Raw genomic sequence first — 20,222 nt, forward strand, 5'->3', positions numbered from 1 at the left:
GGAAGGTGCGCAGCAGGCCCTTGTGGAAAAGCGCGTGCGGCGGCAGGCCGGTGATATCCTCGCCCGCCATGGTCACGCGCCCCGAAGTCGGTGGAAGAACGCCAGCGATCACGTTGAAAAGCGTGGTCTTTCCCGCGCCGTTCGGGCCGATCAGCCCGGTGATCGACCCCGGCCGGATCGACAGCGTCGCCCCATCCACGGCATGAAAGCCGCCGAAATGCTTGTGCAGGTCCTCGACTTCGATCAAACGCCACCCCCCGCCGCGTATCCCGCGGTCTTGGTTTCGGACAAACAGCCCGGGAGCGGTCCCCGGGCTGTTCCTGTCGTGTCAGGCGCGCGGCCTCAGTGGAACTTCACCGTTTCCTGCGTGCCGTCGGTGACGTTGTACTCGCGATAGGTGCCAGAGGCTTCGCCCGGCCCTATCAGCTCGACGTTCGAGGCGCCGACATAGTCGACCTCGCCGCCCTCGGCGAGGATCTCCAGCGCGCGGCCCAGTTCGCCCGGCAGGATCTTCTCGCCCGGCTCGTTCGCCACGTCCATCAGGTTCTCGGCCACCGCTTCCGAGGTCGCCTCGCCGCCCGCCATCATGGCCAGCGCGATCAGCGCCGCGGCGTCGTAGGATTCGCGGGTGAAGGAGCTTTCGCCGTTCACGCCCGCCTCTTCGGCCAGCGCCGAGAAGGCTTCGGTCCCTTCGCCCTCGGCCCATGGCACGGCGCCGAAGGAGCCTTCCATGTCCTGGCCCAGCTCTTCCAGCATCGCGTCGCCATACATGCCGTCGCCCATCACGAAGGTGTCGAAGGCGCCGCTGTCGAGCGCGGCCCGGATCATGCCCCTGCCGCCCTGGTCGGAATAGCCGAAGACCGCAAGCACTTCGCCGCCGGCGGAGGCCAGCGCGCCGACCTCTGCCGAGTAGTCGGCCTTGCCGTCTTCATGCGGCGCGGCCAGCGTCACGCTGCCGCCCATCTCCTCGAAGGAGGCCTGGAAGCTGTCGGCAAGGCCCTTGCCGTAGTCGTTGTTGGTATAGGTGACGGCCACTTCCTCGATGTCGCGATCGATCAGGATCTCGGCGATCACGGCGCCCTGCCGGGCGTCCGAGGGCGCGGTGCGGAAGAACAGCCCCTCGTCTTCTGCGGTCGAAAGCCCCGGAGATGTCGCCGAGGGCGACACCATCGGGATCCCGTTCGGTACCGCGACGTTGGACAGGATCGCGCCCGTCACGCCCGAGCAGTCGGCGCCCATGATGGCCACGATCTCGTCGTCGCTGATCAGCCGCTCTGCCGCGGCGGTGGCGGCGGCGCTGTCGATGCAGGTGGAGTCCGCGCGCACGGGCTCCAGCGTCATTCCGTCGAGGAAGTTGCCGCTCTCGTTGACTTCCGTCAGCGCGAGCTCGGCGCTTTCGGCCATCATGGGCGTCAGCGATTCGATCGGGCCGGTGAAGCCCAGGATGATGCCGATGGGAACATCCTCGGCGGCGGCCGTGCCGGCGATAAGGCTCGCGGCGGAAGCCAGCAGAAGTTTTTTCATGTCTTTACTCCCTTGTTGGACGCGTGTCCCGCGCGAACTTAGGGATTTTGGTCTGGAAAGAAAAGTCTGTTCCGACGCCGCCGCCAGTGAAGTGCCTTGAGGTCAATGGGCCGCTGGAATGCCGCGATCCCGTGCCTATCTCCGGAGCGGACAGACGGGAGGCAACGATGCGCGCAATTCTTTTCGCCGCGGCCCTGGCCATGGCGGCAGCCGGGGCAGGGCAGGGGGTCGAGCCCGCCGGCCGGGTCGAGACGCAGGCCGGTCCGGCCGAGGTGACGCGGATCGCCGACGGCTTCGAGGTGCCCTGGGCGCTCGATTTCCTGCCTGGCGGCGGGCTTGTGGTGACCGAGCGGGGCGGCCGTCTGTGGCGCGTCGATCCGGACGGCACGCGACACGAGATCGAGGGCCTGCCCGACATCGCCGCCTGGGGGCAGGGAGGGCTGCTCGACGTGATGCTGCCGCGCGATTTCGCCGAAAGCCGCGAGGTGTTCTTCACCTATTCGACCCGGATGGGGCTGCTTCGGCGGCAAAGCGGCACCGCGGTCGCCGCCGCGCGTCTGGCGGAAGGCGCGGACCGGCTGACGGATCTGCGCGTGCTCTTCCGGATGACGCCCGGCAGCATGGAGGGGCAGCACTACGGGTCGCGCATCGTCGAGGCGACGGACGGCACGCTGTTCTTCACCATCGGTGACCGGGGCGACCGGCCGGAGGCGCAGAACCTCTCCAACCATATCGGCACGGTCCTGCGCATCGAGCGCGACGGCTCGGTGCCCGCCGACAATCCCTTTCTCGACGAGCCGGGCGCGCAGCCCGAGATCTGGTCCTACGGCCACCGCAATCCGCAGGGCATGGCGCTCGACCTCGACGGCAATCTCTGGGCGCACGAACACGGCGCGCGCGGCGGGGACGAGATCAACCGAATCGAAGCCGGCGAGAACTACGGCTGGCCGGTGATCTCCTACGGCACCCACTATTCCGGCGCGCCGATCGGGGAGGGGACTGAAAAGCCGGGCATGATGCAGCCCGAATTCTACTGGGACCCGTCGATCGCGCCTTCCGGCATGGTATTCTATTCCGGCGCGCTCTGGCCCGAATGGCGCGGTCACATCTTCGCGGGTTCGCTCAACTCGGACTTCATCGCGCGGGTGGGCGGAGAGCCGCTGAGGGAACTGGAGCGTATCAGCGGCCCCCAGACCGGCCGCATCCGCGACGTGGCAGAGGGGCCGGACGGCGCGCTGTGGTTCCTGTCGGAAACCGACGGCGCGGTCTATCGCATGACGCCCGCGCCGGGCGGCTGAGCCGGGGCGCGCGCAACAGCCCGCTCACATGGCGAGTCCCGCCGGGGCACCGCCCCGGCCGGCACCTCGCGGCGCAATTTTGCGTCGCGCGATGCGCAGGACCGGGTAATCTGGCGTTACCCAGGCCTTTGCTCCGGAGCGCCGCCATGTCGAGCCTACGTTCCTTCGCCCTTTCCTTCTCTCTTGTTGCGGCACAGGTCTGCGCATTGCCCGCCGCCGCACAGGAAATGGATTCGGTCTTCGCGTCCTACGCGGAGTATTCCGCGTTCGTTGACCGCCATATCATGCGACGCGATTTCGTTCCGCTCGTGCTCCGCCTCGGGGGTCGCGACGAATACCGGGAGGATGATCTGCACGCCCTGAACAACCAGCTTCTGGCAACCTTCCCGGTCAACTTCTTCGAGGTTTCCGTCTTTCGCGAAACTGACCTGGGCGGCGGCTTCCGGCAGGAGGCGCGCGCCTATTGGACAGGCGTCAGCTATGCGTGGTTCTACGCCTTGCTGCACGACCGAGACAGCGAGCTGGTGGTCGCGATGTTCGTGCTCCACAGCGATCCGGCCCAGATCATGGCGGAGTTCTGAGCCTCAGATCGACAGCCTTGCCGCCTGACTGCCACGCTCGCGGTAGGGTGTCGTGTCGTAATGCGCCCGGTAGCATTTCGAGAAATGCGACGGGCTCGCGAAGCCGCAGGCCAGCGCCACGTTGATCACGCTCATGTCCGTCTGCATCAGCAGGTTGCGCGCCTTCTGCAGCCGAAGCTCCATGTAATAGCGCTTGGGGCTGCGGTTCAGGTAGCGGCGAAAGAGCCGCTCGAGCTGGCGGGTGGACATGCCGACCTCCCTGGCCAGCAGCGAGGGGCTGATCGGCTCCTCGATGTTGGCCTCCATCATCTGGATCACGCGGCTGAGCTTGGGATGGCGCACGCCGATGCGGGTGGGGATCGACAGCCGCGGGCTGTCCTGATCGCTGCGGATGGTGGAATAGATCAGCTGGTCCGCCACGGCATTGGCAAGTTCCTCGCCGTGGTCGTTGGCGATGATCTTCAGCATCAGGTCGATCGAGGCGGTGCCGCCGGCCGTGGTCATCCGGTTGCCGTCGATCACGAAGATCGACTTGGTCAGCGTCACCTCGTCGAATTCCTCGGCGAAGCTGTCCTGGTTCTCCCAGTGGATGGTCGCGCGCTTGCCGTCGAGCAGGCCGGCCGCGGCCAGCGTGTAGCTCGCGGTGCACAGTCCGCCCACCGTCAGCCCCTTGCGCGCCTCGCGCCGCAGCCAGCCGAGCACGCGCCTTGTGGTTGCGGCGCGCACGTCGATGCCGCCGCAGATCAGCATGGTATCCTCGCGCGAAAGCTCTTCGAGATCGCCATCGAGGCGAAAGGTGATGCCGGCCGAGCTGGTCACTTCCTGTCCGCCCTCGCCCAGCAGCCGCCAGCTGTAGAGACTGCGGTTCGACATCCGGTTGGCGATCCGCAGGCAGTCCACCGCCGAGGAGAAGCAATGCAGCGAAAAGCCCTCGAGCGGGACGAAGACGAAGCGCTTCGGCCTGAGCGGCACGGTGTCGAGTTTGACGGTCTGGCGGATCGGCTGCATGGCCCTGCTTCCTCTTCGGCGCGGTCGGCCTCTCATCCGCGACATAAGGTGTCGGTCGCGTCGTTCCGCAAGGTGGAGCGCGTTCGCGCACGCAGGTCAAGGGGCGCGCGCGGCTGCGTGCCGGACCCAACGGGGCGCTGCGGCGTTTTCGCAGCGGACATATCCAGTCAGCAGGAGATTCCGGGATGACCGCCGAGAAGCAGCATGGCCCGACGCCGCGCGAGGAAATCCAGCAGCGGTATCGCGAGCGGCGCCGGGACGAGCCCGCCGCAGCCCCGATCGAGGCCGACGGAGAGGCCGGCAACCCCACCGGCCGGCATGCCGGCGCGCCCGTGCCGCGCGATGCCGACGGGCGACCGGAGGATCCCGCGCGCGAGGCCGCAGCCCGGCGCGATCCCAGCGACGTGCGCGCAGGCCCGGGCGACGCGGGCGCACAGGACAAGCCCCGCGTGTTGCCCGAACGCCTGAACGCGCGCGACACGGACGGATGGCGGCGTGTCCTTGTCGTGATGGCGGTGGGCGCCCTGCTGATGCTGGGGCTCTACGCCCTGACGTAGGGCCGCGGACGCGCCGTCGCCGGCGCGGGGCCGCAGCATCGGCCCTACAGTTCCAGTTCGGCCATCAGTTCCTCTTGCTCGCTCTGGTCGGACAGAATGAGGGCGATGGGCCGCAGCTCGGGAACCTGCGCGCAGGCCACCATGATCGCGATCGTCATCGGAACGGCCAGCAGCGCGCCCGCGATCCCCCAGACCCACCCCCAGACCAGGATCGCCGCAAGCACCACCAGCGGTGAAATCGCGATCTGGCGTCCCTGCAGGCGCGGGTCGACGAAATTGCCGACGATCTGCTCGATCGCGAAGAGCCCCGCGCCGATCAGCAGCGCGGTCTGAAAATCCTTGGTGACAAGCGCGTAGAGCGTGGGCAGCACGCCCGAGAGCACCGAGCCGAGATTGGGGATGAAGCTCAGCAGAAGCGTCAGGATCGCCCAGACCGGCAGCAGCCGCACCTCGAAGAGGTAGAGCCAGACGACGTAGAGCGTGGCCGAAAGCGCCCCCATCGCCAGCCGCATCAGGAGGAATTGCCGCAATTTGACCGACAGCACCTCGATCCCCTGTCGCCAGTTCCGCTCGCCCGCGCCGGGCCACAGGCTGTGCAGCTTGCGCGTCCAGAGGCTTGTCTCGCCCAGTGCCAGCAGAACCATGAAGACGACGATGATCGTCGTCGCGATGAAGGTGCCGATTGCCGCGAGGATGCTCTGGGCAAGCCCCGAGGCCGCGCCCGCCACCCAGCTTCCGGCCACCGAACCGGCCTGGTTCACCAGGTCGCGCAGCGCCTCGGATCCCTGCGCCACCGGCGTCTCGTCCGCTTGCCCCGTGCCGTCCCCGGAGTCCTCTGCGTCGCGTGCCTCGCGTGCCTCGCCGCCTTCGTCCTGCCCGTTTTCGTCCTGCTCGTTCCGGCCCCCCTGTGCCGTGCCCTCGTCGGCTTGCTCGCCGTTGTCGCCCGTCTCGTCCCCCTGCGTGCCTTCTTCACCGTCCGGCGGGGCCTGTGTCCCCGTGTCGGTCGAGAACTGCCGTTCCAGCGACCGTTCGACCAACTCCATCATCGGCGCGCCCTCGGGCATCAGGTCCGCAAGGCTTTCGGTGACGTCCGGCATCTCCTCGATCACCTGCCGCGCGCTGTAGACGAGCCCCGCGAAGAAGGCGGCGAGGACCAGCAGCAGCACGGCGACCACCGCCGCGCGTCCGAGCCATTCGAGCCAGGAGGGCAGCCGCTCTGCGATCCAGCGGTCGAGCGGCGCGAGCACGAGGGCGATGAAGAGCGCGCTGACCAGCGGCACCGCGACCACGGCCGTCGCGCGCAGCGTCCAGCCGAGAAGCAGCACGAAGATCGCGCCCAGCAGCCAGTTCGTGAGGCGCGATTGCCGTCTCAGAATGCGCGGCGTCCTGCCGAGCCGTCGCAGTGCCGTGCGTCCGTCAGGCGTTGGCTTGCGGGACACGTCCATCAGCGGGCGGTGGTGCCGCCATGCGTGACGGGTCGGCGCGGGTGCGTCATCGGTTGCTCTCCGGTTGCCGGGCGGGCGCGCTCCAGGCTCCCGGAGCAACCGGCCGCGCCCGAGGTTCCTGTCGGTGTCACGGACGGCGCCCTAGCGTATCCGCCATGTAGGCGCCGCGCTGGCCCATCTCCCGCTCGGGCGGCAGGGTGGTGTCGTGGCGCGTCTGGTGCTCCATCTCTGCGTTGAGCTGCGCGCCCAGCAGCACCACGAAGCATGTCAGCCACATCCAGAGCAGAAGGATCACCACACCCGCAAGCGCGCCATAGGTCGGGTCGTAGCTGCCGAAATTGCGCACGTAGATCGAAAAGAGCACCGAGGCCGCCAGCCAGACGGCGGTCGCCGCCACGGCGCCGGGGGTGGCCCAGCTCCATTGCGCAGACCTGCGCGCGGGCGCGTAGCGGTAGATCAGCGCCAGCGAGATCATCGAGAACAGCGCCAGCAGCGGCCAGCGCGCCCAGGTCACCAGCCGGTCGGTCCAGCCCTCGATTCCGGCAGCGGCGGTCACCATGGGCAGCGCCACCGCGGCGCCCAGCGCGAGCAGCGTCAGCACGGTCAGCACGGCGGTCAGCGCGACCGCCTCGAGGTTTCGACGCAGGATGCCGCGCGTCTCCGCCTCGCCATAGGCCATGTTGATCCCGTCGATCAGGTTGTTGATCCCGCGCGAGGCCAGAAAGAGCGAGATCGCCAGACTGATCAGCGCGGTCATGCCAAGCGTGCTCTCCTCCTCGGTATAGGTGTCGCTCTCCTCGGCAAGCACATCCAGTGCCGCGTCGGGCGCGATGTTGCGCAGCGTGTCCATCTGCGCGGTCAAGAGCTCCGGGTCGAAGACGATGGACGCGAGCGCGGTGAGCGTGGCAAGCGCCGGAAAGAGCGCCAGCAGCGCGAAGAAGGCGATGCCGGCCGCCATCAGCGAGACGTAGTCGCGCCCGACCCGGATTCCGATACGCCAAAGGATGTCACGCCAGCCCGACAATGGAATGGCGGTGGGTCGGGTAGCGGCACGCCCGCGCGCGCTACGGGCGGCTTCGTGTTCCGAGACGGTCAACGGATCCTCGTGGCGGTGGGCGCCCGCACTCTTGCCCGCATCGGCATTTTTCTCCCGGTCATGCGTGTCGGCCATCGGTCAGCGCCCCCCTTTTGCGTCGCCGCCGAACTCCTCGCGGAGCAGGCGGAGGTTGCGCAGGTTGGCCTTGAAGCCGAAGTCGAACAGGTCGCCCAGCAGCGGGATCGTGCCGATGACGTAATCGACGCCGGTGTTGAGCGCCATCCGCGCCAGCGTCCTGCGACGCGCGCCAAGCTGCCAGCCGCGCAGGATGATGTAGGCCGAAGGCAGCGCGGCAAGCGTGTCGCCAACGCCCGGGATCAGGCCGATCAACCCGTCGAGGCCCACGCGGAACCCCGTGCCCGGCACCCGCCATTGCGCGTCGAGCGCACGACCCAGCCGATCCAGCCGCGCCATCTCTGCCGCGCGCGCGCGCTTTCGGCCCGCAGACGATCCGGCAGGGGCCGTCTCGTGCTCGACTGTGGGTGTCGCGGGCATCCGCCCCTCCTGTGCTATCCTTGCGGAAACGATTGCCGGCAGAGCCGGTTCCGCAAGGCGCACCTGGCTCGCAGGGCAGGCACGGCGCGGAACAAACCTGCGACACCGGGGATTTCCGGAGTGCAGAAGGGGAGATGACATGGCGGCCAGACCGATCTGGAAGGGGCAGATTCGCCTGTCCCTGGTCTCGATCCCGGTCGAGGTCTACTCGGCGCGCAACAGCGGCGGGCGTCCCTCCTTCCGGCAGATCCATCAGCCCACCGGCAAGCCCGTGCGCTACGAAAAGACAGTGCCCGGCGTGGGGCCTGTCGAGGCTGACGAGATCGTCAAGGGCTATGACACGGGCGAAGGCGAGTGGATTCTGATCGAGCCCGAAGAGATCGACGCGATCCGCCTCGAGACGAAGAAGACGCTGGACCTGGTGCAGTTCGTCGACGCCTGCGAGATCCCGCCGCTCTATTTCGACAAGCCCTATTACGTCGTGCCCACCGACGAGCTTGCCGAGGAAGCCTATCGCGTGCTGCGCGACGCGCTGCGCCAGAGCGGCAAGGCGGGGCTGGGACAGATGGCGATGCGCGGACGCGAATACCTCGCCGCGCTGCGCCCCTGCGGCGACGGTCTGCTGCTGGAGACGCTGCACTACCCCGACGAGATACGGAAGGCAGAGCCCCTGTTCGCCTCGATACAGGACGAAGAGGCAGATCCGGAGCTTCTGGACCTCGCCACCTCGCTCATCGAGCGCAAGACGGCCCGCTTCGATGCCTCCGCCTACGAGGACCGCTACGCCGCGGCACTGCGCGACCTGATCGCGCGCAAGCGCAAGAGCGGCAAGGCCCCGCGCGTCGAGCGCGAGGAGGGCGGCCGCCGACCGCAGGGCGAAAATGTCGTGGACCTGATGGGCGCGCTGAAGGAAAGCCTGAAGGAAGGCGGCGGCAAGGGCGGCCGAGGCAAATCGAAATCCTCCGGCGGCAAGAGCGGCCAGAAGGGCGGCGGCCGGCGAAAGGCCTCGTGATGGCGTCGCCCGACCGCCTTGCCGACTACAACGCCCGGCGCGATTTCGCCCGCACCGACGAGCCGCAGGGCCTGCCCGGCGACCCGGGCGGCGAGGATCTGCGCTTCGTGGTGCAGAAGCACGATGCAAGCCGCCTGCACTACGACTTTCGCATCGAATGGGACGGCGCACTGCTGAGCTGGGCCGTGACAAAGGGGCCCAGCCGCGATCCGTCGGAAAAGCGCCTTGCCGTGCGGACCGAGGACCACCCGCTGTCCTACGCCGATTTCGAGGGCACCATCCCCGAGGGCGAATACGGTGCCGGGACGGTCATGCTCTGGGACGAGGGCACATGGGAGCCGCGCGGCGACGTGGGCGAGGGGCTGAAGGAGGGCGAACTGAAGATGTCCCTTCACGGCCATCGGATGCAGGGCAAATGGATGCTCGTGCACATGAACACCGAGGGCAAGCGCGAGAACTGGTTGCTGATCAAGGAACGGGACAATCACGCCGGGGCGGCCGACACGCTGACCGACGACAACACAACCTCTGTCAGGACCGGCCGCAGCATGAAGGAGATCGCCGACGGGGCCACGCCGAAGGGCGGACCGAAAGAGCGCAAGCTCAAGCCGCCCCCGTTCCGGAAGCCGCAGCTTGCCACGCTGGTCAAGGACGCGCCCAGGGGCGACGACTGGTGGCACGAGACCAAGTTCGACGGCTACCGCGCGCTGGTCTCGATCGGCAGGGGCGGCGTGCGGATCTTCAGCCGCTCGGGCAAGGACTGGACCGACACCTTCGCCGCGCTCGACGGCGCCTTCGACCCGCTCGACTGCGACGCGGCGCTGATCGACGGCGAGGTGATGGCGGCCAAGATCGAGGGCTCGCCCTTTTCCTCGCTGCAGCGCGCGCTCTCCGAGGGCAGGCCGCTGGTCTTTTTCGCCTTCGACCTTCTGTCGCTCGACGGTGAGGACTTGACCGACGCGCCGCTGTCGGAACGGCGCGGCCGTCTTGCCGAGCTGTTCGAGGGGCTGCCGGGGGGGGGCGGCCCCCTGCGGATGAGCCAGCATGTCGAGGGGCACGGGCCGGAGGTGCATGCCGCCGCCTGCCGCGCGGGGGCGGAGGGCATCATCTCGAAAAAGGCCGACGCCCCCTATCGCGGCACCCGGACGAAGACCTGGCTCAAGGTGAAATGCGCCCGCCAGCAGGAGTTCGTCGTGGGCGGCTATTCGCCCTCGGACAAGCCCGGGAGGCCCTTTTCCTCGTTGCTGCTGGGCACCTGGCGCGAGGGCGATCTGGTCTATCGGGGCCGGGTGGGCACCGGCTTTTCCGACGACGAGCTGGAGCGGCTGGCGAAACGCTTCCATGCGCGCAGGACCTCACCCTTCGCGGAGGTGCCGAAATCGGTGCGCCGCAACGCCCGCTGGGTGCGCCCCGAGATGGTGGTCGAGGTCGCCTTTACCGAGTTCACCAAGGACGGCGCGGTGCGCCACGCGAGCTACCTGGGCGAACGGCACGACAAGCCGGCGAAGGAGGTGGGCGACGAGCCCGAGCACGAGGTCGAGGAGATGAGCGAAGAGCCCGAGATCGCCGGGGTGCGGATCACCCACCCGGACCGGCAGGTGTTTCCCAAGGCAGGCTGCACGAAGCGCGACGTTGCACGGCATTACGAACGGGTGGGCGAACGCATGGCGCCGCTCGTTGCCGACCGCCCCCTGTCGCTGGTGCGCTGCCCCGACGGGATCGAGGGCGAGTGCTTCTTCCAGAAGCACGGGCGCAAGGGCTTTCCCGATGCGCTGGGGCGCGTCGAGATCGAGGAGAAGGATGGCGGGACGGCCGAGTATCTGACCGCCGGCGACACCGCCGCGCTGGTCGCCGCGGCGCAGATGGGCACGCTGGAGTTCCACATCTGGGGCGCGCGCGCGGATCGGCTGGAGCGGCCCGACCGCATGGTCTTCGACCTCGACCCCGACGAGGGGATGGGCTGGTCCGACATCCGGCAGGCCGCCTTCGACATTCGCGGCCACCTGCGCGAGATCGGGCTCGATTCGGGCGTGCTGCTGACCGGCGGCAAGGGGCTGCACGTCTGGATGGCCCTGCGCCGCATCTCCGGCTGGGACACGGTGAAGGGCTTCGCCCGCACCTTCGCCCATGCGCTCGCGGATCGCGAGCCGCGCCGTTTCACCGCCACCATGTCGAAGTCGAAGCGCAAGGGCCGCATCTTCGTGGACTGGCTGCGCAACGAGCGCGGCGCCACTGCCATCGCGCCCTATTCGCTGCGGGCGCGGCCCGGCGCGCCGGTGGCCGTGCCGGTGACATGGGAGGAACTGGAGGATATCGACTCGCCCGCTGCCTTCGGAATGGGCGACATGGCGGACCGGCTGACGCAGGACTGCCCCTACGCCGCGCAACTGGAGGATCTGCAATCGGTTGGTCGCGAAGCGGTGAACAATCTCGACCGCTGGATCGCGGACGGGTCGTAGGGTGCGTGCTTGGCACGCACCTGACCCAAAGCCCTCATCCGGCGTTGCGCCCGTTGCGGGCCACGATCGCGCTGGTGATCTGGTCGGTCGCCTCCATCGCGTCGCTGGTCTCCATGTCCATCAGTGCGGCCAGTCGGGCGCGGCCGCGGTTGAGACGGCTCTTGATCGTGCCGATGCGCACGCCGCACATCGCCGCGGCGTCCTCGTAGGAATGCTGCAGCGCGCCCACGAGGATCAGCACCTCGCGCTGTTCGTCGGGCAACTGCGCAAAGGCGCGGCGGAAATCGCGCATCGTCAGCCGGCCGTCATGCGCGGGCTTCTCCGCAAGGTCGCCGGCCAGTTCGCCATCGGTGTCCGATACCTCGCGCCGCGCCTTCCGGCGTTCGGAGTAGAAGGTGTTGCGCAGGATCGTGAAGAGCCAGGCCCGCATGTTGGTGCCGGGCGTGAAGCTGCCCAGATTGGCCCAGGCCTTCATCAGCGCCTCCTGCACAAGGTCGTCCGCACGGGCGCCGTCACGGGTCAGACTGATGGCGAAGGCCCTGAGCGCGCCGATGTTCTCGAGCATCTCGGCAGCAAGCCGCTCGCGGGCGGCAGGATCGGGTGTGGCGCGGCGGGGGCGCATTACCGCGCTGCGCGCGGTCTCTTCGACCGTGGTGCCAAGACTGCTCGCGTTCATCGGGCCCTCCTTGCTCGTCCGGCAGGTTGCTCGTCCGGCAGGCGGCTGAAGGACGACGCGTTCGGGCAGCAGGCTCTTTGCGCTCCTCCTGCGAGGCGGCAGGCGGCGAGCGGTCGCGTCGTCCTTCAGGCCTCGATGATCAACTTTGTGCGGCACGCGCGGTTCCCGCTCTGCGCAAGCGAACGGCGGTTTCCTGCGGCATCACGCGGGTCGTTTCGGCATCCTGGCGAAGCACCAGCGCACCCTCGCGGGCGCAGCAAAGCGGGCCGCGGGGCGGTGGCGCTCAGCGCGCTGGGACAGGCCGTTTTGTCGCGCTCAGCGCCCCGAACCCGGCCCCGGGGCGGGGGGAGGCGCGTGGCTGGCCGTGCCCGCCTCGCGCGCCGCGCGGTCAAGCTCAGCCTCGTGCGCCGCGCGGGCGCATTCGTAGACGAGGATCGCCTCGGCACGGGCGGCTTCGGCCTCTGCATGGCGGTGCAGGGCGGCTGGGCTCCCGCTGCCCGCCGCGCGCCGCAGCCGCCGGCGCACCGGGGGCGCCGCGGCGATGGAGGCGCCTGCAGCCACAGCCGCGGCACCGCCTGCCGCAACGGGATGGTCGGAAACTCCGCGCTTTGCGCGGTCCACCGCCTTGCGGGCCGACCCGCCCGACGGCGCCGCCCCGCTTTCGTTCAGCGCGAGCCAGGCGATGCCTCCCAGGATCAGCGCGATGGCCAGAGGATTGCGCGCAGCGACGCGGCCGGCCTTGCCGGCAAGCTCCGCGCCGCTGCCGCGCAGCGCGGCACCGGCCTCTTCCGCCAGCGCGCCCGGCGCGACACGGCCTTGCACCTCCTGCAGCGTGCGGGCAAGCGCATCGCGCCGCTCGGCGATGTCGCGCTCGATTGCCTCCGGGGTCTCACTCTGGGCCACGGGCGGCCTCCTTCACGCTCCGCGCGTCCTGTCGCAGGTTTTCTGCCACGCGCTCGGGCATCAGCCGCACGGCGCGCAGATCGCGCATCGCGCGCGCCGCGAAGACGCCCGCGATGGCGGCAAGGCCAAGGCCCACGATCAGCGCAGCCCAGCCGACGTCAATGCCCAGCGCGGCCACGGCATCCACAAGCGCGGCGGCCAGCACGTTGAGCGAAACGAGCGCAACGACCAGCGCGGCGGCCAGAAGGCCAAGCGCGGCGCCGGCCTTGCGCAGGCTCTGGTCGGCCTCGGCCCGCGCGAGATCGAGTTCGCGGCGCAGAAGGCCGCGGATCTCGTCCAGCGCCTGCAGCAGCAGCGCGGCGATCGAGGGGCGGGGCGGGGGCGTCTCCGCGTTCATCCGTCGTCTCGCTCGACCGGCGACGAGGCGCGCGCTTCCGCCCCGGTCGCCTCGGCATAGTCGGCGGACATCCCCGCCGAACCGGGTTCGGGAAAGTCCTCGTCCTCCTCGAAGCGTTCCCCGAACTCGGGCCCCGCACGCAACAAGCGCGCGGCGGCGAAACCGACCGCGGCCGCGCCCGCCATAAAGGAGACCGGGTTGCGCCGGGCGAAGCGCGTCAGCTCACGCGACACGGTGTCGAGATCGGTTGACCGGAGGCTGCTCGCCGTATCCTCCAGCAGGCGCGAGACGCCTTCAAGCGCGCGCACCTCCAGCCGGTCGGAGGGATAGTCCGCCGCAGCATCGCTGGCCGCCCGCGCGGCGCGCTCGGCCTCCCGCGCTGCGCCGTCGGTGGCCTCGGACACGCGGGCGTTGGCCTCGTGCTGGGCGTACTGGCGGGCCTGGTCGAAGCGGCGGCCGGCGCCGGCGCGCGCCCGTTTGGCCAGGGTTTCCGCTTCGCTCTCGGCGCGGCGGGCCTCTTCCGCGACCGTCCGCGCGGTCTGTCGGGCTTCGTGCTTCGGGTCTGGATCGGTCATGAAATGCTCCCTCGGGCGAGGCCGTCGTTGATGCCGCTTTCCCCGTCGCCGGGGCGGCGGGCGGCGCTTACATGATCAGGTTGATCGCCACCAGGACGACGACGACGACGCCGATGATGTAGAAAATGCTGTGCATGAGATCTGTTTCCTTGACAGGGACAGGTTGTGAAGACGAACCCGCGAAACGCCCGCAAGGTTCCGCACGCATCGCGGGATCCGGGGTTGGGTTGCGCGCACAAACGCCAGAGCGCCTCTGCCTCGCTTTCGAAAGTCTGCGCGTCGACCCGACGCCCAGCCATCGGCGCCGTAACCTCGTTCGCGCAAGGGTGCGCGGCGTGCGGGATGAGGGCGGACGACGCAGCTCGCGTGTGACGGCAAGCGAAAAAGGGAAAACCCCGCCGGCGTCGCCGACGGGGTCCTGCGCATGACGCGCCGGCCGAGGGAGACCGAGGCGCGCCGGCGTCACCACCAGTTCTCTTCGACCTCCGGCATGTCTTCGATTTCGTCCTCGGTCATGTTCGTCACGTAGGAGATGTTGCCCGAGCCGTCGTCGATGCGGCGCACGTCCTTCATCGACAGCAGCAGGGTATCGTCGCCGATGTCGAGAAAGCCGCCGTGCGAAACGACGATCCCGACGGCCTGGCCGTCGCGGCTGAGCACCACGTCGGTCACGTCGCCCACATCCTCCCAGTCGGCGCCGATCTCGTCGAATTCCTCGGTTTCAAGCCACTCGTCCTCGGACCATTCCTCCTCGATGACGTAGACGTCGGCATCGGTCATTTCAGAGGTGCGCAGCATCTCGTCCATGTTGTCGGCGATGCGTCCGCTTTCGTATTCGTCGTTCCCGGCGCTGGCCTGCTGGTGCATGCCCTCTTCGTCGCTGTCATTGTCGGCAAAAGCAGGCGCTGCAGCGAGTGCCGCGACCGATGCGAGAAGCGTGAAACGTTTCATCGTGATCTCCTTCTGGTTGCTTTCCATCGACACAGGAACGCGGGCGGCAGAGGGAGGTTCCGGAGACCTGGGGGCAGGGACGCCCAGAGGGACCTGCAAGGACCCGGGCTTGCGGGAGCCGGGGCGCGGACTTCTGCCGGCCGTCCCGACCTCTGGCGGAACTGGCCGAAGCGTTCCGCCGTTGAGTCGCAAACCGTCTGCGCCTGCAGAGGCAGGGCGGCGCGAGACGGGGCAGGCTGCCCCGAGCGATTTCAAGCGAACGAGAGAGGACACCATGAGCGACCCGCACACCAACCGCCCCTGGCCCCCGCAGGACGCGGAGCCCGCCGTCGATCCCTATGCCGTTCTCGAGGTGCACGAGTATTACGAACCGGATTTGAGGGAGCTTGGCGACATGGACGCGTTTTACGACGAGGACTTCGACCGGCGCGGCGGCGCCGACGGCACGCCGGGCGGTGCGCTGCTCGATATTGCGCGCAACAATCCGGTCGGCACCGCTCTGGCCGCGGCCGGCATCGCGTTGATGCTGGCCCCGCGGATCGAGCGCGAGGATGCGAAACGCGCCTATGATCGCGCCCGCGCTCGCGTCAGGAGCAATGGTGCGCACCGTTCGACAGCCGCGGGGGGCAAGGCGCATCTGCAAGATCGCCTGCGGGATGCGCGCCACCGGGTCGAGGATTGGGGGGAGCGGATCGAGGATCGCTTCGACGCGCTGCGCGACCGTATCGACGCCGGCACGGAGGAGCTGGGCGAAGAAGCCCGCCAGCGCGTCGTCGCCGCGCGCCAACGTGCAATCGAGGCGCGGGATCGGGCGAATGCCGCCGCGCGCGAAGCGCGGCGCAGGGCCGACCGCGCGATGCACGATGGCGCGGCCCAGGCGCGTGACAACTTTCGCGAGCATCCGCTGCTTGCCGGCGCGCTGGCGCTTGGCGTCGGCGCCATGATCGGCGCCGCGCTGCCCCGCAGCCGGGTCGAGGACGAACGGCTGGGCGACCTTTCGCATCGGCTGATGGACGAGGCAGAAGCGATCTATCGCCGTGAACGTGCCCGGCTCGAAGGGGCGGCACGCGGCGCGCTGCACGAGGGCCGGGAGATGGCCGCCGAGACCGCGCAAAGCGTCCGTGAACACGTGCCCGATGGCAAGGAGGCGGTGGACGAGGCCCAGCGGCGCCTGCGCGAGGGCGCATCGCGCGTCGCCGAAGGCGCCCGGCGCGGTATGGACGAGCAATAGGCGCGCTGTTCGTCAAGAACGTGAAAAACGCCCCCTACATCTTTGGATTGCGGGGCGTTTTCCATTACTCTTCCGCGTTGGGAAAGAGCTTGTCCATCTTGTCGCGCGCGTCCTCGGCGACCGCGACGATCAGCAGGTCGCCTTCCTGCAGTTCCGTCTCGTCGGTCACCAGATGGTTCTCGCCCTCGCGCGTCACGGCGATGGGGCGTGACCCTCTGGGCAGGTTTAGCTCCGACAAGGCCTTGCCCTGCTGTTCGGTGCCCACACGATAGCCCAGCACGTCGAAACCCGAATGGCTGCGCAGGTCCAGCGCGGCGTCGGATCGGTCTTCCAGCGAGCGGACGATCGACCGCGCGACCGTGGCATGCGGCGTGATCAGGTTCTCCAGCCCCAGTTCCTCGCAGACCGCCAGCAGCTGATTGCGCACGATCTGCGGCACCACCCGCGGATAGCCGACCGAGCGCCCCACCAGCGCGGCAAGGATGTTCACGTCGTCCGCGTTGGTGAGCAGCACCAGGGCGTCTGCGCCGTCACCATAGGCGTCGCGCAGGATCGAGGGCAGCGAGCCGTCGCCTTCGAGGAACCCGCAGTCGAGCTCTTCCGCCAGCCGCTCCAGCTTGTCGCCGTCGCGGTCCACCAGCACCACCTCGTGGCCCGCGCCGGTCAGTTCCTCGGCGGTGGCGGTGCCGAAGCGCGAGGCGCCCACGATCACGATCCGCATGTCTGATCCTCCGATGCTTGTGCCGCGTCACTTGTGCCGCGGCGCCCAGGTCGCGGGCAGCACCACCGCGATCAGCGCCAGGAATTCGAGCCGCCCCAGCAGCATCGCTACCGTCAGCACCAGCTTGAGCGGCCAGGAGAGGTCCGGCGTGACCGCGCCCGCCGAAAGCCCCACGGTGGAGAGCGCCGAGATGGTGTCGTAAAGCGCGGGCAGGGCGGGGACGCCCCCCGCCAGAAGAGCCATCCAGCACAGCAGGGCGGTCGCGGCGTAGAGCGCCACGATCGCCACTGTTGCCACCAGCCGTCGCTGTTGCATCCGCGCCCCGTTCGCCATCAGCGGGGTCACCGCCTCCGGCGGAACCCTGAGGCGCAGCAGGGCAAGGCGCACGGCGCGCGCGAGGGTAAGCGCTCGCTCCAGCTTCAGCCCGCCGGCCGTCGAGCCAGCGCCGCCGCCCACCAGCATCGCACCCAGCATCAGCGCCAGCAGCGGCGGCGCCTCGACCACGGGCGCGACCGAGAAGCCCGCCGTCGTCACGGCGCTCAGCATGTTGAAGAGACTGTCGAGCACTGCCGCGGCATCGCCCCCCGTGGCGAGGCGCAGCACCGCGGCAGCGGTGGCAACGCCCAGCGCAAAGCCCACCATGGCCGCCGCGTTCGTGCCGAAGAAGGCCGCGCGCAGCCCGTCCCGGCGCACACGAACGTAGAACATCAGCGAGAATGCGCTGGCCAGGCACACCAGCAGCGCCGCGCCCTGCGCCGCCCGCGAATAGCTGGCAAGGCTGTCTGCGCGGGGCGTGAAACCGCCGGTCGAGACGGCGGTCAGCGCGATCAGCAGCCCCTCCCACCAGCTGGGGAAAAGCGGCAGGAAGACCAGCACCGCCGCCGCCGTCAGCACACTGTAGGCCAGCAGCAGCGCGCGAGCCTGCGCGCGGGTCGAACTCAGGATGTCGCGCTCGTTCAGCCCGGCGCGGCCCAGCGAACTGGCCGCCCCCCGCGACGACCCGGGGCCAAGGATCAGCGCAACGCCCGCAAGCGCGATGGCGAAGCCGCCGCACCATTGCATCCAGGCACGCAGAACATGGCCGGCAAGCGGCCACTCCGTCGTCCCCTGCGCAAGCGTCAGGCCGGTGGAGGTGATGCCCGAAACGCTTTCGAAGACCGCGTCGACCGGCGTCATGCCCAGTGTCACGAAGGCCGGCGCGGCCAGCGCCGCGGTGCCGAGAAACAGCAGCACCAGCACCGCCACCGCCTCGATCTGCCGCAGGTCGCGCGGCGCGGGATAGCGGATCGCCAGGGCAGCACCCGCGAGCGGCGGCAGGATCGCCAGCCCCAGCACCGCGGCAAGGGGCCAGGCACTTTCGGCCAGTGCAACGCCCAGCGGCGGCGCAAAGACCATGCCGACCACATGCGCTTCGCCCAGCGAGGCGCGCAGCACCCGATCCGGCCGGGCGCGCCATGTGACGGCGGCCTGTCCCTTCACCCGCAGACTCCTTTCGCACCCAGGTCAAAGGGGAAGCCCGGTGTCGCACGGCCGGTTCCGTGCTCTCCGGAGGAATAGTGTTTCAGCCCTGCGTGTTGGAAAGTCATGTTCGACCTGCTGACCTCCCTCCTGTCTGCCGTCTTCGGGATCGCCGCCCGCGCTGCTCTTTGCCGGGCCGATGGCGATCATGGGCACCGCAGGCTTCGGCATTGCCCGGTGCGCCGGCATCCCGATCGACCGGCTGGAGCTGTCGGCCACCCTGACCGGCGCGCTGGCCACCGCCGTCGTCGCCTCGCTGCCGGAACCCGTCACCACATTGGCTGCGGTGCGCCGGGGCGCGCTGCAACTGGCCGTGGGCGGGATCATCGGCGGCAACACCTTCGATATGCTGTTCCTGACCTTCTCCGACCAGGGCTATCGCGAGGGCTCGGTTACCACTCAGGTGGCAAGTCGGATCTCTTCTGGCTCATCGTGGGCCTCGTGATGACGGCGATCCTGAGGACCGCGATCCTGACGATGGGCCAGCTCTATCGCCAGCGTCACGGGCCGGGGGCATCGGGCTGGAAAGCTCCGGGCCATGAGCGCATCGCAAGGTGCAGGATACCGTCAGAAGGCACCTCGGCCCCGATCCTGTCGAGGCCCTCCAGCGCGGCAGCATCCGCGCCCGGCATGATCTGCGCGGGCGGGATGTCGAAGCGCGCGAGGTCGGTCAGCCCCCGCGATCTGGAGCGCGCCCAGGGTCAGCCGGTCCATCGCGCCCTCACATGATCTTCGGCGTCTCGACAGGCCGGTCGCGCGCGGCCTCGGGCCCGTCCCAGAGCCTGCCGATGAAGCGTGCGCCCGTCACACCGTTCGAGGCGTCCGAGGCGAGCCAGAGGATCGCCTCGCGCATCACGGCCGGAGACAGCAGGTTGCCGTCGGCGCCCTTGCGGTCGGGCGAGGGGGGCAGCAGGTCGGTGTCCGCCGCGCCGCCGGGCAACAGCACGTTGATGTCCACGCCGGTTCCGTCGAGATCCTGCGCCCAGACGCGCGAGGCGGCCTCGAGAAAGGCCTTCGACGGCCCGTAGGGCGAATAGCCCCGCCGCACCATCGTCCGGTCGGAGGTCGAGACGTTGACGATCTTGCCGAAGCCCTGCGCGATCATGCGCGGCACCGCCGCCCGCGTCATCAGGAAGGGGCCGTTCACGTTGATGTCCACGATGGTGCGCCAGGCGTCCGGCGTCGCCTCCCAGAACTTCGTGGGCGCGGTGTTGAAGGTTTCCGAGATCAGGCGCATCCCCCGGCCGGCGTTGTTGACCAGCACGTCGATCCGCCCGAAGCGGCGGACGCAGGCGGTGACCGCGGCCTCTGCCGCCCGCGGGTCGGCCACATCGGCGGCATGGGCCAGCACGTTGTGCGCGCCGGTCATCGCCGCCAGTTCCTCCGCCGTGCTGTCGAGTTCCGGCGTGGGGGCGGCGCCGGTGACGCAGAGTCGCGCGCCCGCTTCCGCCAGCGCCAGCGCCATCTCGCGCCCCAGCCCCCGCGACCCCCCGGTAATCAGGACCACCCGACCCTTCAGCGATGCATCGGTCATTGCATGTATCCCCCGCCGTTCACCCAGAGCAGCTGTCCCGGCATGAAGGCGCTTTCCGGCCCGAGCAGGATCAGGATCGGCCCCACCACATCCGCCGGCTGCGCGCGCCGGCCCAACGGCGTCATCCGCGCTCGGGCCTCGACGTCGCGCGCGGTGTGCGCATCCTCGTCCGAGCGTCCCGTGCCGCCGCACAGGAAGGCCGTGTCCACCGCGGCAGGTCCCATGGCGTTGACGCGCACCG

Annotated in this window: 22 protein-coding genes; 7 read left to right on the forward strand and 15 right to left on the reverse strand. The window is 69.4% G+C overall.

The genetic code is table 11. The features are described from left to right. Together ACLFOB_RS02320 and ACLFOB_RS02325 are read right to left on the reverse strand one after the other, a co-directional pair. Positions 1-247: ATP-binding cassette domain-containing protein (locus tag ACLFOB_RS02320; RefSeq protein ID WP_410924649.1), on the reverse strand; the 247-nt coding region annotated here is incomplete at its 3' end. Between the two features lie 95 nt (positions 248-342). Continuing rightward, a complete protein-coding gene (locus tag ACLFOB_RS02325; RefSeq protein ID WP_410917192.1) occupies positions 343-1,524 on the reverse strand; it encodes an ABC transporter substrate-binding protein in 1,182 nt (393 codons plus the stop codon). Positions 1,525-1,691: 167 nt separating this feature from the next. Between ACLFOB_RS02325 and ACLFOB_RS02330 the strand changes: the two genes are divergently transcribed. Beyond that, positions 1,692-2,822, forward strand: a complete 1,131-nt coding sequence (locus ACLFOB_RS02330; protein WP_410924651.1) for a PQQ-dependent sugar dehydrogenase — start codon at positions 1,692-1,694, stop codon at positions 2,820-2,822. Between the two features lie 146 nt (positions 2,823-2,968). Further along, entirely contained in the window at positions 2,969-3,403 is a 435-nt protein-coding gene (locus ACLFOB_RS02335) for a hypothetical protein (RefSeq protein ID WP_410917190.1), read from the forward strand. Positions 3,404-3,406: 3 nt separating this feature from the next. On the opposite strand, the gene ACLFOB_RS02340 is transcribed toward ACLFOB_RS02335, so the two are convergent. After that, entirely contained in the window at positions 3,407-4,411 is a 1,005-nt protein-coding gene (locus ACLFOB_RS02340; protein ID WP_410917189.1) for a GlxA family transcriptional regulator, read from the reverse strand. A 185-nt stretch (positions 4,412-4,596) separates the two neighbouring features. Here ACLFOB_RS02340 and ACLFOB_RS02345 point away from each other — a divergent pair, with 185 nt between their 5' ends. Further along, on the forward strand, positions 4,597-4,968 hold the full coding sequence (locus ACLFOB_RS02345; protein ID WP_410924652.1) for a hypothetical protein: 372 nt from the start codon (positions 4,597-4,599) through the stop codon (positions 4,966-4,968). A 44-nt stretch (positions 4,969-5,012) separates the two neighbouring features. Here the strand turns inward: ACLFOB_RS02345 and ACLFOB_RS02350 are convergent, their stop codons facing one another. From ACLFOB_RS02350 to ACLFOB_RS02360, 3 genes are all read right to left on the reverse strand, one after another. Further along, positions 5,013-6,413 (reverse strand): AI-2E family transporter, encoded by a 1,401-nt coding sequence (locus tag ACLFOB_RS02350; RefSeq protein ID WP_410924654.1) that lies wholly within the window; start codon positions 6,411-6,413, stop codon positions 5,013-5,015. Between the two features lie 127 nt (positions 6,414-6,540). Then, positions 6,541-7,584: a YihY/virulence factor BrkB family protein gene (locus tag ACLFOB_RS02355; protein ID WP_410924655.1), complete on the reverse strand. Its 1,044-nt coding sequence runs from the start codon at positions 7,582-7,584 to the stop codon at positions 6,541-6,543. A gap of 3 nt (positions 7,585-7,587) precedes the next feature. Beyond that, positions 7,588-8,004 carry a DUF4112 domain-containing protein gene (locus tag ACLFOB_RS02360; RefSeq protein WP_410917185.1) on the reverse strand — a complete coding sequence of 139 codons (417 nt, stop codon included), beginning with the start codon at positions 8,002-8,004 and terminating at the stop codon, positions 7,588-7,590. Between the two features lie 139 nt (positions 8,005-8,143). Between ACLFOB_RS02360 and ACLFOB_RS02365 the strand changes: the two genes are divergently transcribed. Both ACLFOB_RS02365 and ligD read left to right on the forward strand, forming a co-directional pair. After that, complete coding sequence (locus tag ACLFOB_RS02365) at positions 8,144-9,016, forward strand: Ku protein (RefSeq protein ID WP_410924657.1); 873 nt, start codon at positions 8,144-8,146, stop codon at positions 9,014-9,016. After that, on the forward strand, positions 9,016-11,475 hold the full coding sequence (gene ligD / locus ACLFOB_RS02370; RefSeq protein ID WP_410924659.1) for a DNA ligase D: 2,460 nt from the start codon (positions 9,016-9,018) through the stop codon (positions 11,473-11,475). Before ACLFOB_RS02365 ends, ligD begins: the two co-directional genes overlap by 1 nt. Before the next feature lie 34 nt (positions 11,476-11,509). On the opposite strand, the gene ACLFOB_RS02375 is transcribed toward ligD, so the two are convergent. The 5 genes from ACLFOB_RS02375 to ACLFOB_RS02395 form a co-directional block, all read right to left on the reverse strand. Further along, positions 11,510-12,097, reverse strand: coding sequence for an RNA polymerase sigma factor (locus tag ACLFOB_RS02375; RefSeq protein ID WP_410924701.1), 588 nt, complete (start codon positions 12,095-12,097; stop codon positions 11,510-11,512). Between the two features lie 369 nt (positions 12,098-12,466). Continuing rightward, positions 12,467-13,054, reverse strand: coding sequence for a DUF3618 domain-containing protein (locus ACLFOB_RS02380; protein WP_410924661.1), 588 nt, complete (start codon positions 13,052-13,054; stop codon positions 12,467-12,469). Continuing rightward, positions 13,041-13,451: a phage holin family protein gene (locus tag ACLFOB_RS02385; protein ID WP_410918069.1), complete on the reverse strand. Its 411-nt coding sequence runs from the start codon at positions 13,449-13,451 to the stop codon at positions 13,041-13,043. Before ACLFOB_RS02385 ends, ACLFOB_RS02380 begins: the two co-directional genes overlap by 14 nt. Next, the gene (locus ACLFOB_RS02390) at positions 13,448-14,026 is read right to left on the reverse strand and encodes a hypothetical protein (protein ID WP_410918070.1); all 579 of its coding nucleotides are present in this window, start codon (positions 14,024-14,026) and stop codon (positions 13,448-13,450) included. The genes ACLFOB_RS02385 and ACLFOB_RS02390 overlap by 4 nt, the downstream gene beginning before the upstream one ends. A gap of 462 nt (positions 14,027-14,488) precedes the next feature. Beyond that, entirely contained in the window at positions 14,489-14,977 is a 489-nt protein-coding gene (locus ACLFOB_RS02395) for a PRC-barrel domain-containing protein (protein ID WP_410918071.1), read from the reverse strand. A 274-nt stretch (positions 14,978-15,251) separates the two neighbouring features. On the opposite strand from ACLFOB_RS02395, the gene ACLFOB_RS02400 reads away from it, so the two are divergent. Beyond that, positions 15,252-16,208, forward strand: a complete 957-nt coding sequence (locus ACLFOB_RS02400; RefSeq protein WP_410924663.1) for a hypothetical protein — start codon at positions 15,252-15,254, stop codon at positions 16,206-16,208. 64 nt (positions 16,209-16,272) lie between these two features. Here the strand turns inward: ACLFOB_RS02400 and ACLFOB_RS02405 are convergent, their stop codons facing one another. Together ACLFOB_RS02405 and ACLFOB_RS02410 are read right to left on the reverse strand one after the other, a co-directional pair. Then, positions 16,273-16,929: a potassium channel family protein gene (locus tag ACLFOB_RS02405; RefSeq protein WP_410924665.1), complete on the reverse strand. Its 657-nt coding sequence runs from the start codon at positions 16,927-16,929 to the stop codon at positions 16,273-16,275. A gap of 27 nt (positions 16,930-16,956) precedes the next feature. Next, positions 16,957-18,408 (reverse strand): TrkH family potassium uptake protein, encoded by a 1,452-nt coding sequence (locus ACLFOB_RS02410; RefSeq protein ID WP_410924667.1) that lies wholly within the window; start codon positions 18,406-18,408, stop codon positions 16,957-16,959. Positions 18,409-18,586: 178 nt separating this feature from the next. On the opposite strand from ACLFOB_RS02410, the gene ACLFOB_RS02415 reads away from it, so the two are divergent. Then, positions 18,587-18,892, forward strand: coding sequence for a hypothetical protein (locus ACLFOB_RS02415; RefSeq protein ID WP_410924669.1), 306 nt, complete (start codon positions 18,587-18,589; stop codon positions 18,890-18,892). Positions 18,893-19,168: 276 nt separating this feature from the next. On the opposite strand, the gene ACLFOB_RS02420 is transcribed toward ACLFOB_RS02415, so the two are convergent. Both ACLFOB_RS02420 and ACLFOB_RS02425 read right to left on the reverse strand, forming a co-directional pair. Then, the gene (locus ACLFOB_RS02420; protein ID WP_410924702.1) at positions 19,169-19,981 is read right to left on the reverse strand and encodes an SDR family NAD(P)-dependent oxidoreductase; all 813 of its coding nucleotides are present in this window, start codon (positions 19,979-19,981) and stop codon (positions 19,169-19,171) included. Beyond that, a complete protein-coding gene (locus ACLFOB_RS02425) occupies positions 19,978-20,220 on the reverse strand; it encodes an SDR family oxidoreductase (protein WP_410924703.1) in 243 nt (80 codons plus the stop codon). Before ACLFOB_RS02425 ends, ACLFOB_RS02420 begins: the two co-directional genes overlap by 4 nt. Positions 20,221-20,222 lie beyond the last annotated feature (2 nt).

Origin of the sequence: Rhodosalinus sp., from assembly GCF_046542825.1 — a bacterium.
In the GTDB taxonomy this organism is placed as follows: domain Bacteria; phylum Pseudomonadota; class Alphaproteobacteria; order Rhodobacterales; family Rhodobacteraceae; genus Rhodosalinus.

What these genes read in the sequence shown, in the direction of transcription:
- ACLFOB_RS02325 (WP_410917192.1), bottom strand. Translation starts at nt 1,524, where the DNA reads ATGAAAAAACTTCTGCTGGCTTCCGCCGCGAGCCTTATCGCCGGCACG.
- ACLFOB_RS02330 (WP_410924651.1), top strand. Translation starts at nt 1,692, where the DNA reads ATGCGCGCAATTCTTTTCGCCGCGGCCCTGGCCATGGCGGCAGCCGGG.
- ACLFOB_RS02335 (WP_410917190.1), top strand. Translation starts at nt 2,969, where the DNA reads ATGTCGAGCCTACGTTCCTTCGCCCTTTCCTTCTCTCTTGTTGCGGCA.
- ACLFOB_RS02340 (WP_410917189.1), bottom strand. Translation starts at nt 4,411, where the DNA reads ATGCAGCCGATCCGCCAGACCGTCAAACTCGACACCGTGCCGCTCAGG.
- ACLFOB_RS02345 (WP_410924652.1), top strand. Translation starts at nt 4,597, where the DNA reads ATGACCGCCGAGAAGCAGCATGGCCCGACGCCGCGCGAGGAAATCCAG.
- ACLFOB_RS02350 (WP_410924654.1), bottom strand. Translation starts at nt 6,413, where the DNA reads ATGGACGTGTCCCGCAAGCCAACGCCTGACGGACGCACGGCACTGCGA.
- ACLFOB_RS02355 (WP_410924655.1), bottom strand. Translation starts at nt 7,584, where the DNA reads ATGGCCGACACGCATGACCGGGAGAAAAATGCCGATGCGGGCAAGAGT.
- ACLFOB_RS02360 (WP_410917185.1), bottom strand. Translation starts at nt 8,004, where the DNA reads ATGCCCGCGACACCCACAGTCGAGCACGAGACGGCCCCTGCCGGATCG.
- ACLFOB_RS02365 (WP_410924657.1), top strand. Translation starts at nt 8,144, where the DNA reads ATGGCGGCCAGACCGATCTGGAAGGGGCAGATTCGCCTGTCCCTGGTC.
- ligD (WP_410924659.1), top strand. Translation starts at nt 9,016, where the DNA reads ATGGCGTCGCCCGACCGCCTTGCCGACTACAACGCCCGGCGCGATTTC.
- ACLFOB_RS02375 (WP_410924701.1), bottom strand. Translation starts at nt 12,097, where the DNA reads ATGCGCCCCCGCCGCGCCACACCCGATCCTGCCGCCCGCGAGCGGCTT.
- ACLFOB_RS02385 (WP_410918069.1), bottom strand. Translation starts at nt 13,451, where the DNA reads ATGAACGCGGAGACGCCCCCGCCCCGCCCCTCGATCGCCGCGCTGCTG.
- ACLFOB_RS02390 (WP_410918070.1), bottom strand. Translation starts at nt 14,026, where the DNA reads ATGACCGATCCAGACCCGAAGCACGAAGCCCGACAGACCGCGCGGACG.
- ACLFOB_RS02395 (WP_410918071.1), bottom strand. Translation starts at nt 14,977, where the DNA reads ATGAAACGTTTCACGCTTCTCGCATCGGTCGCGGCACTCGCTGCAGCG.
- ACLFOB_RS02400 (WP_410924663.1), top strand. Translation starts at nt 15,252, where the DNA reads ATGAGCGACCCGCACACCAACCGCCCCTGGCCCCCGCAGGACGCGGAG.
- ACLFOB_RS02405 (WP_410924665.1), bottom strand. Translation starts at nt 16,929, where the DNA reads ATGCGGATCGTGATCGTGGGCGCCTCGCGCTTCGGCACCGCCACCGCC.
- ACLFOB_RS02415 (WP_410924669.1), top strand. Translation starts at nt 18,587, where the DNA reads ATGGCGATCATGGGCACCGCAGGCTTCGGCATTGCCCGGTGCGCCGGC.
- ACLFOB_RS02420 (WP_410924702.1), bottom strand. Translation starts at nt 19,981, where the DNA reads ATGACCGATGCATCGCTGAAGGGTCGGGTGGTCCTGATTACCGGGGGG.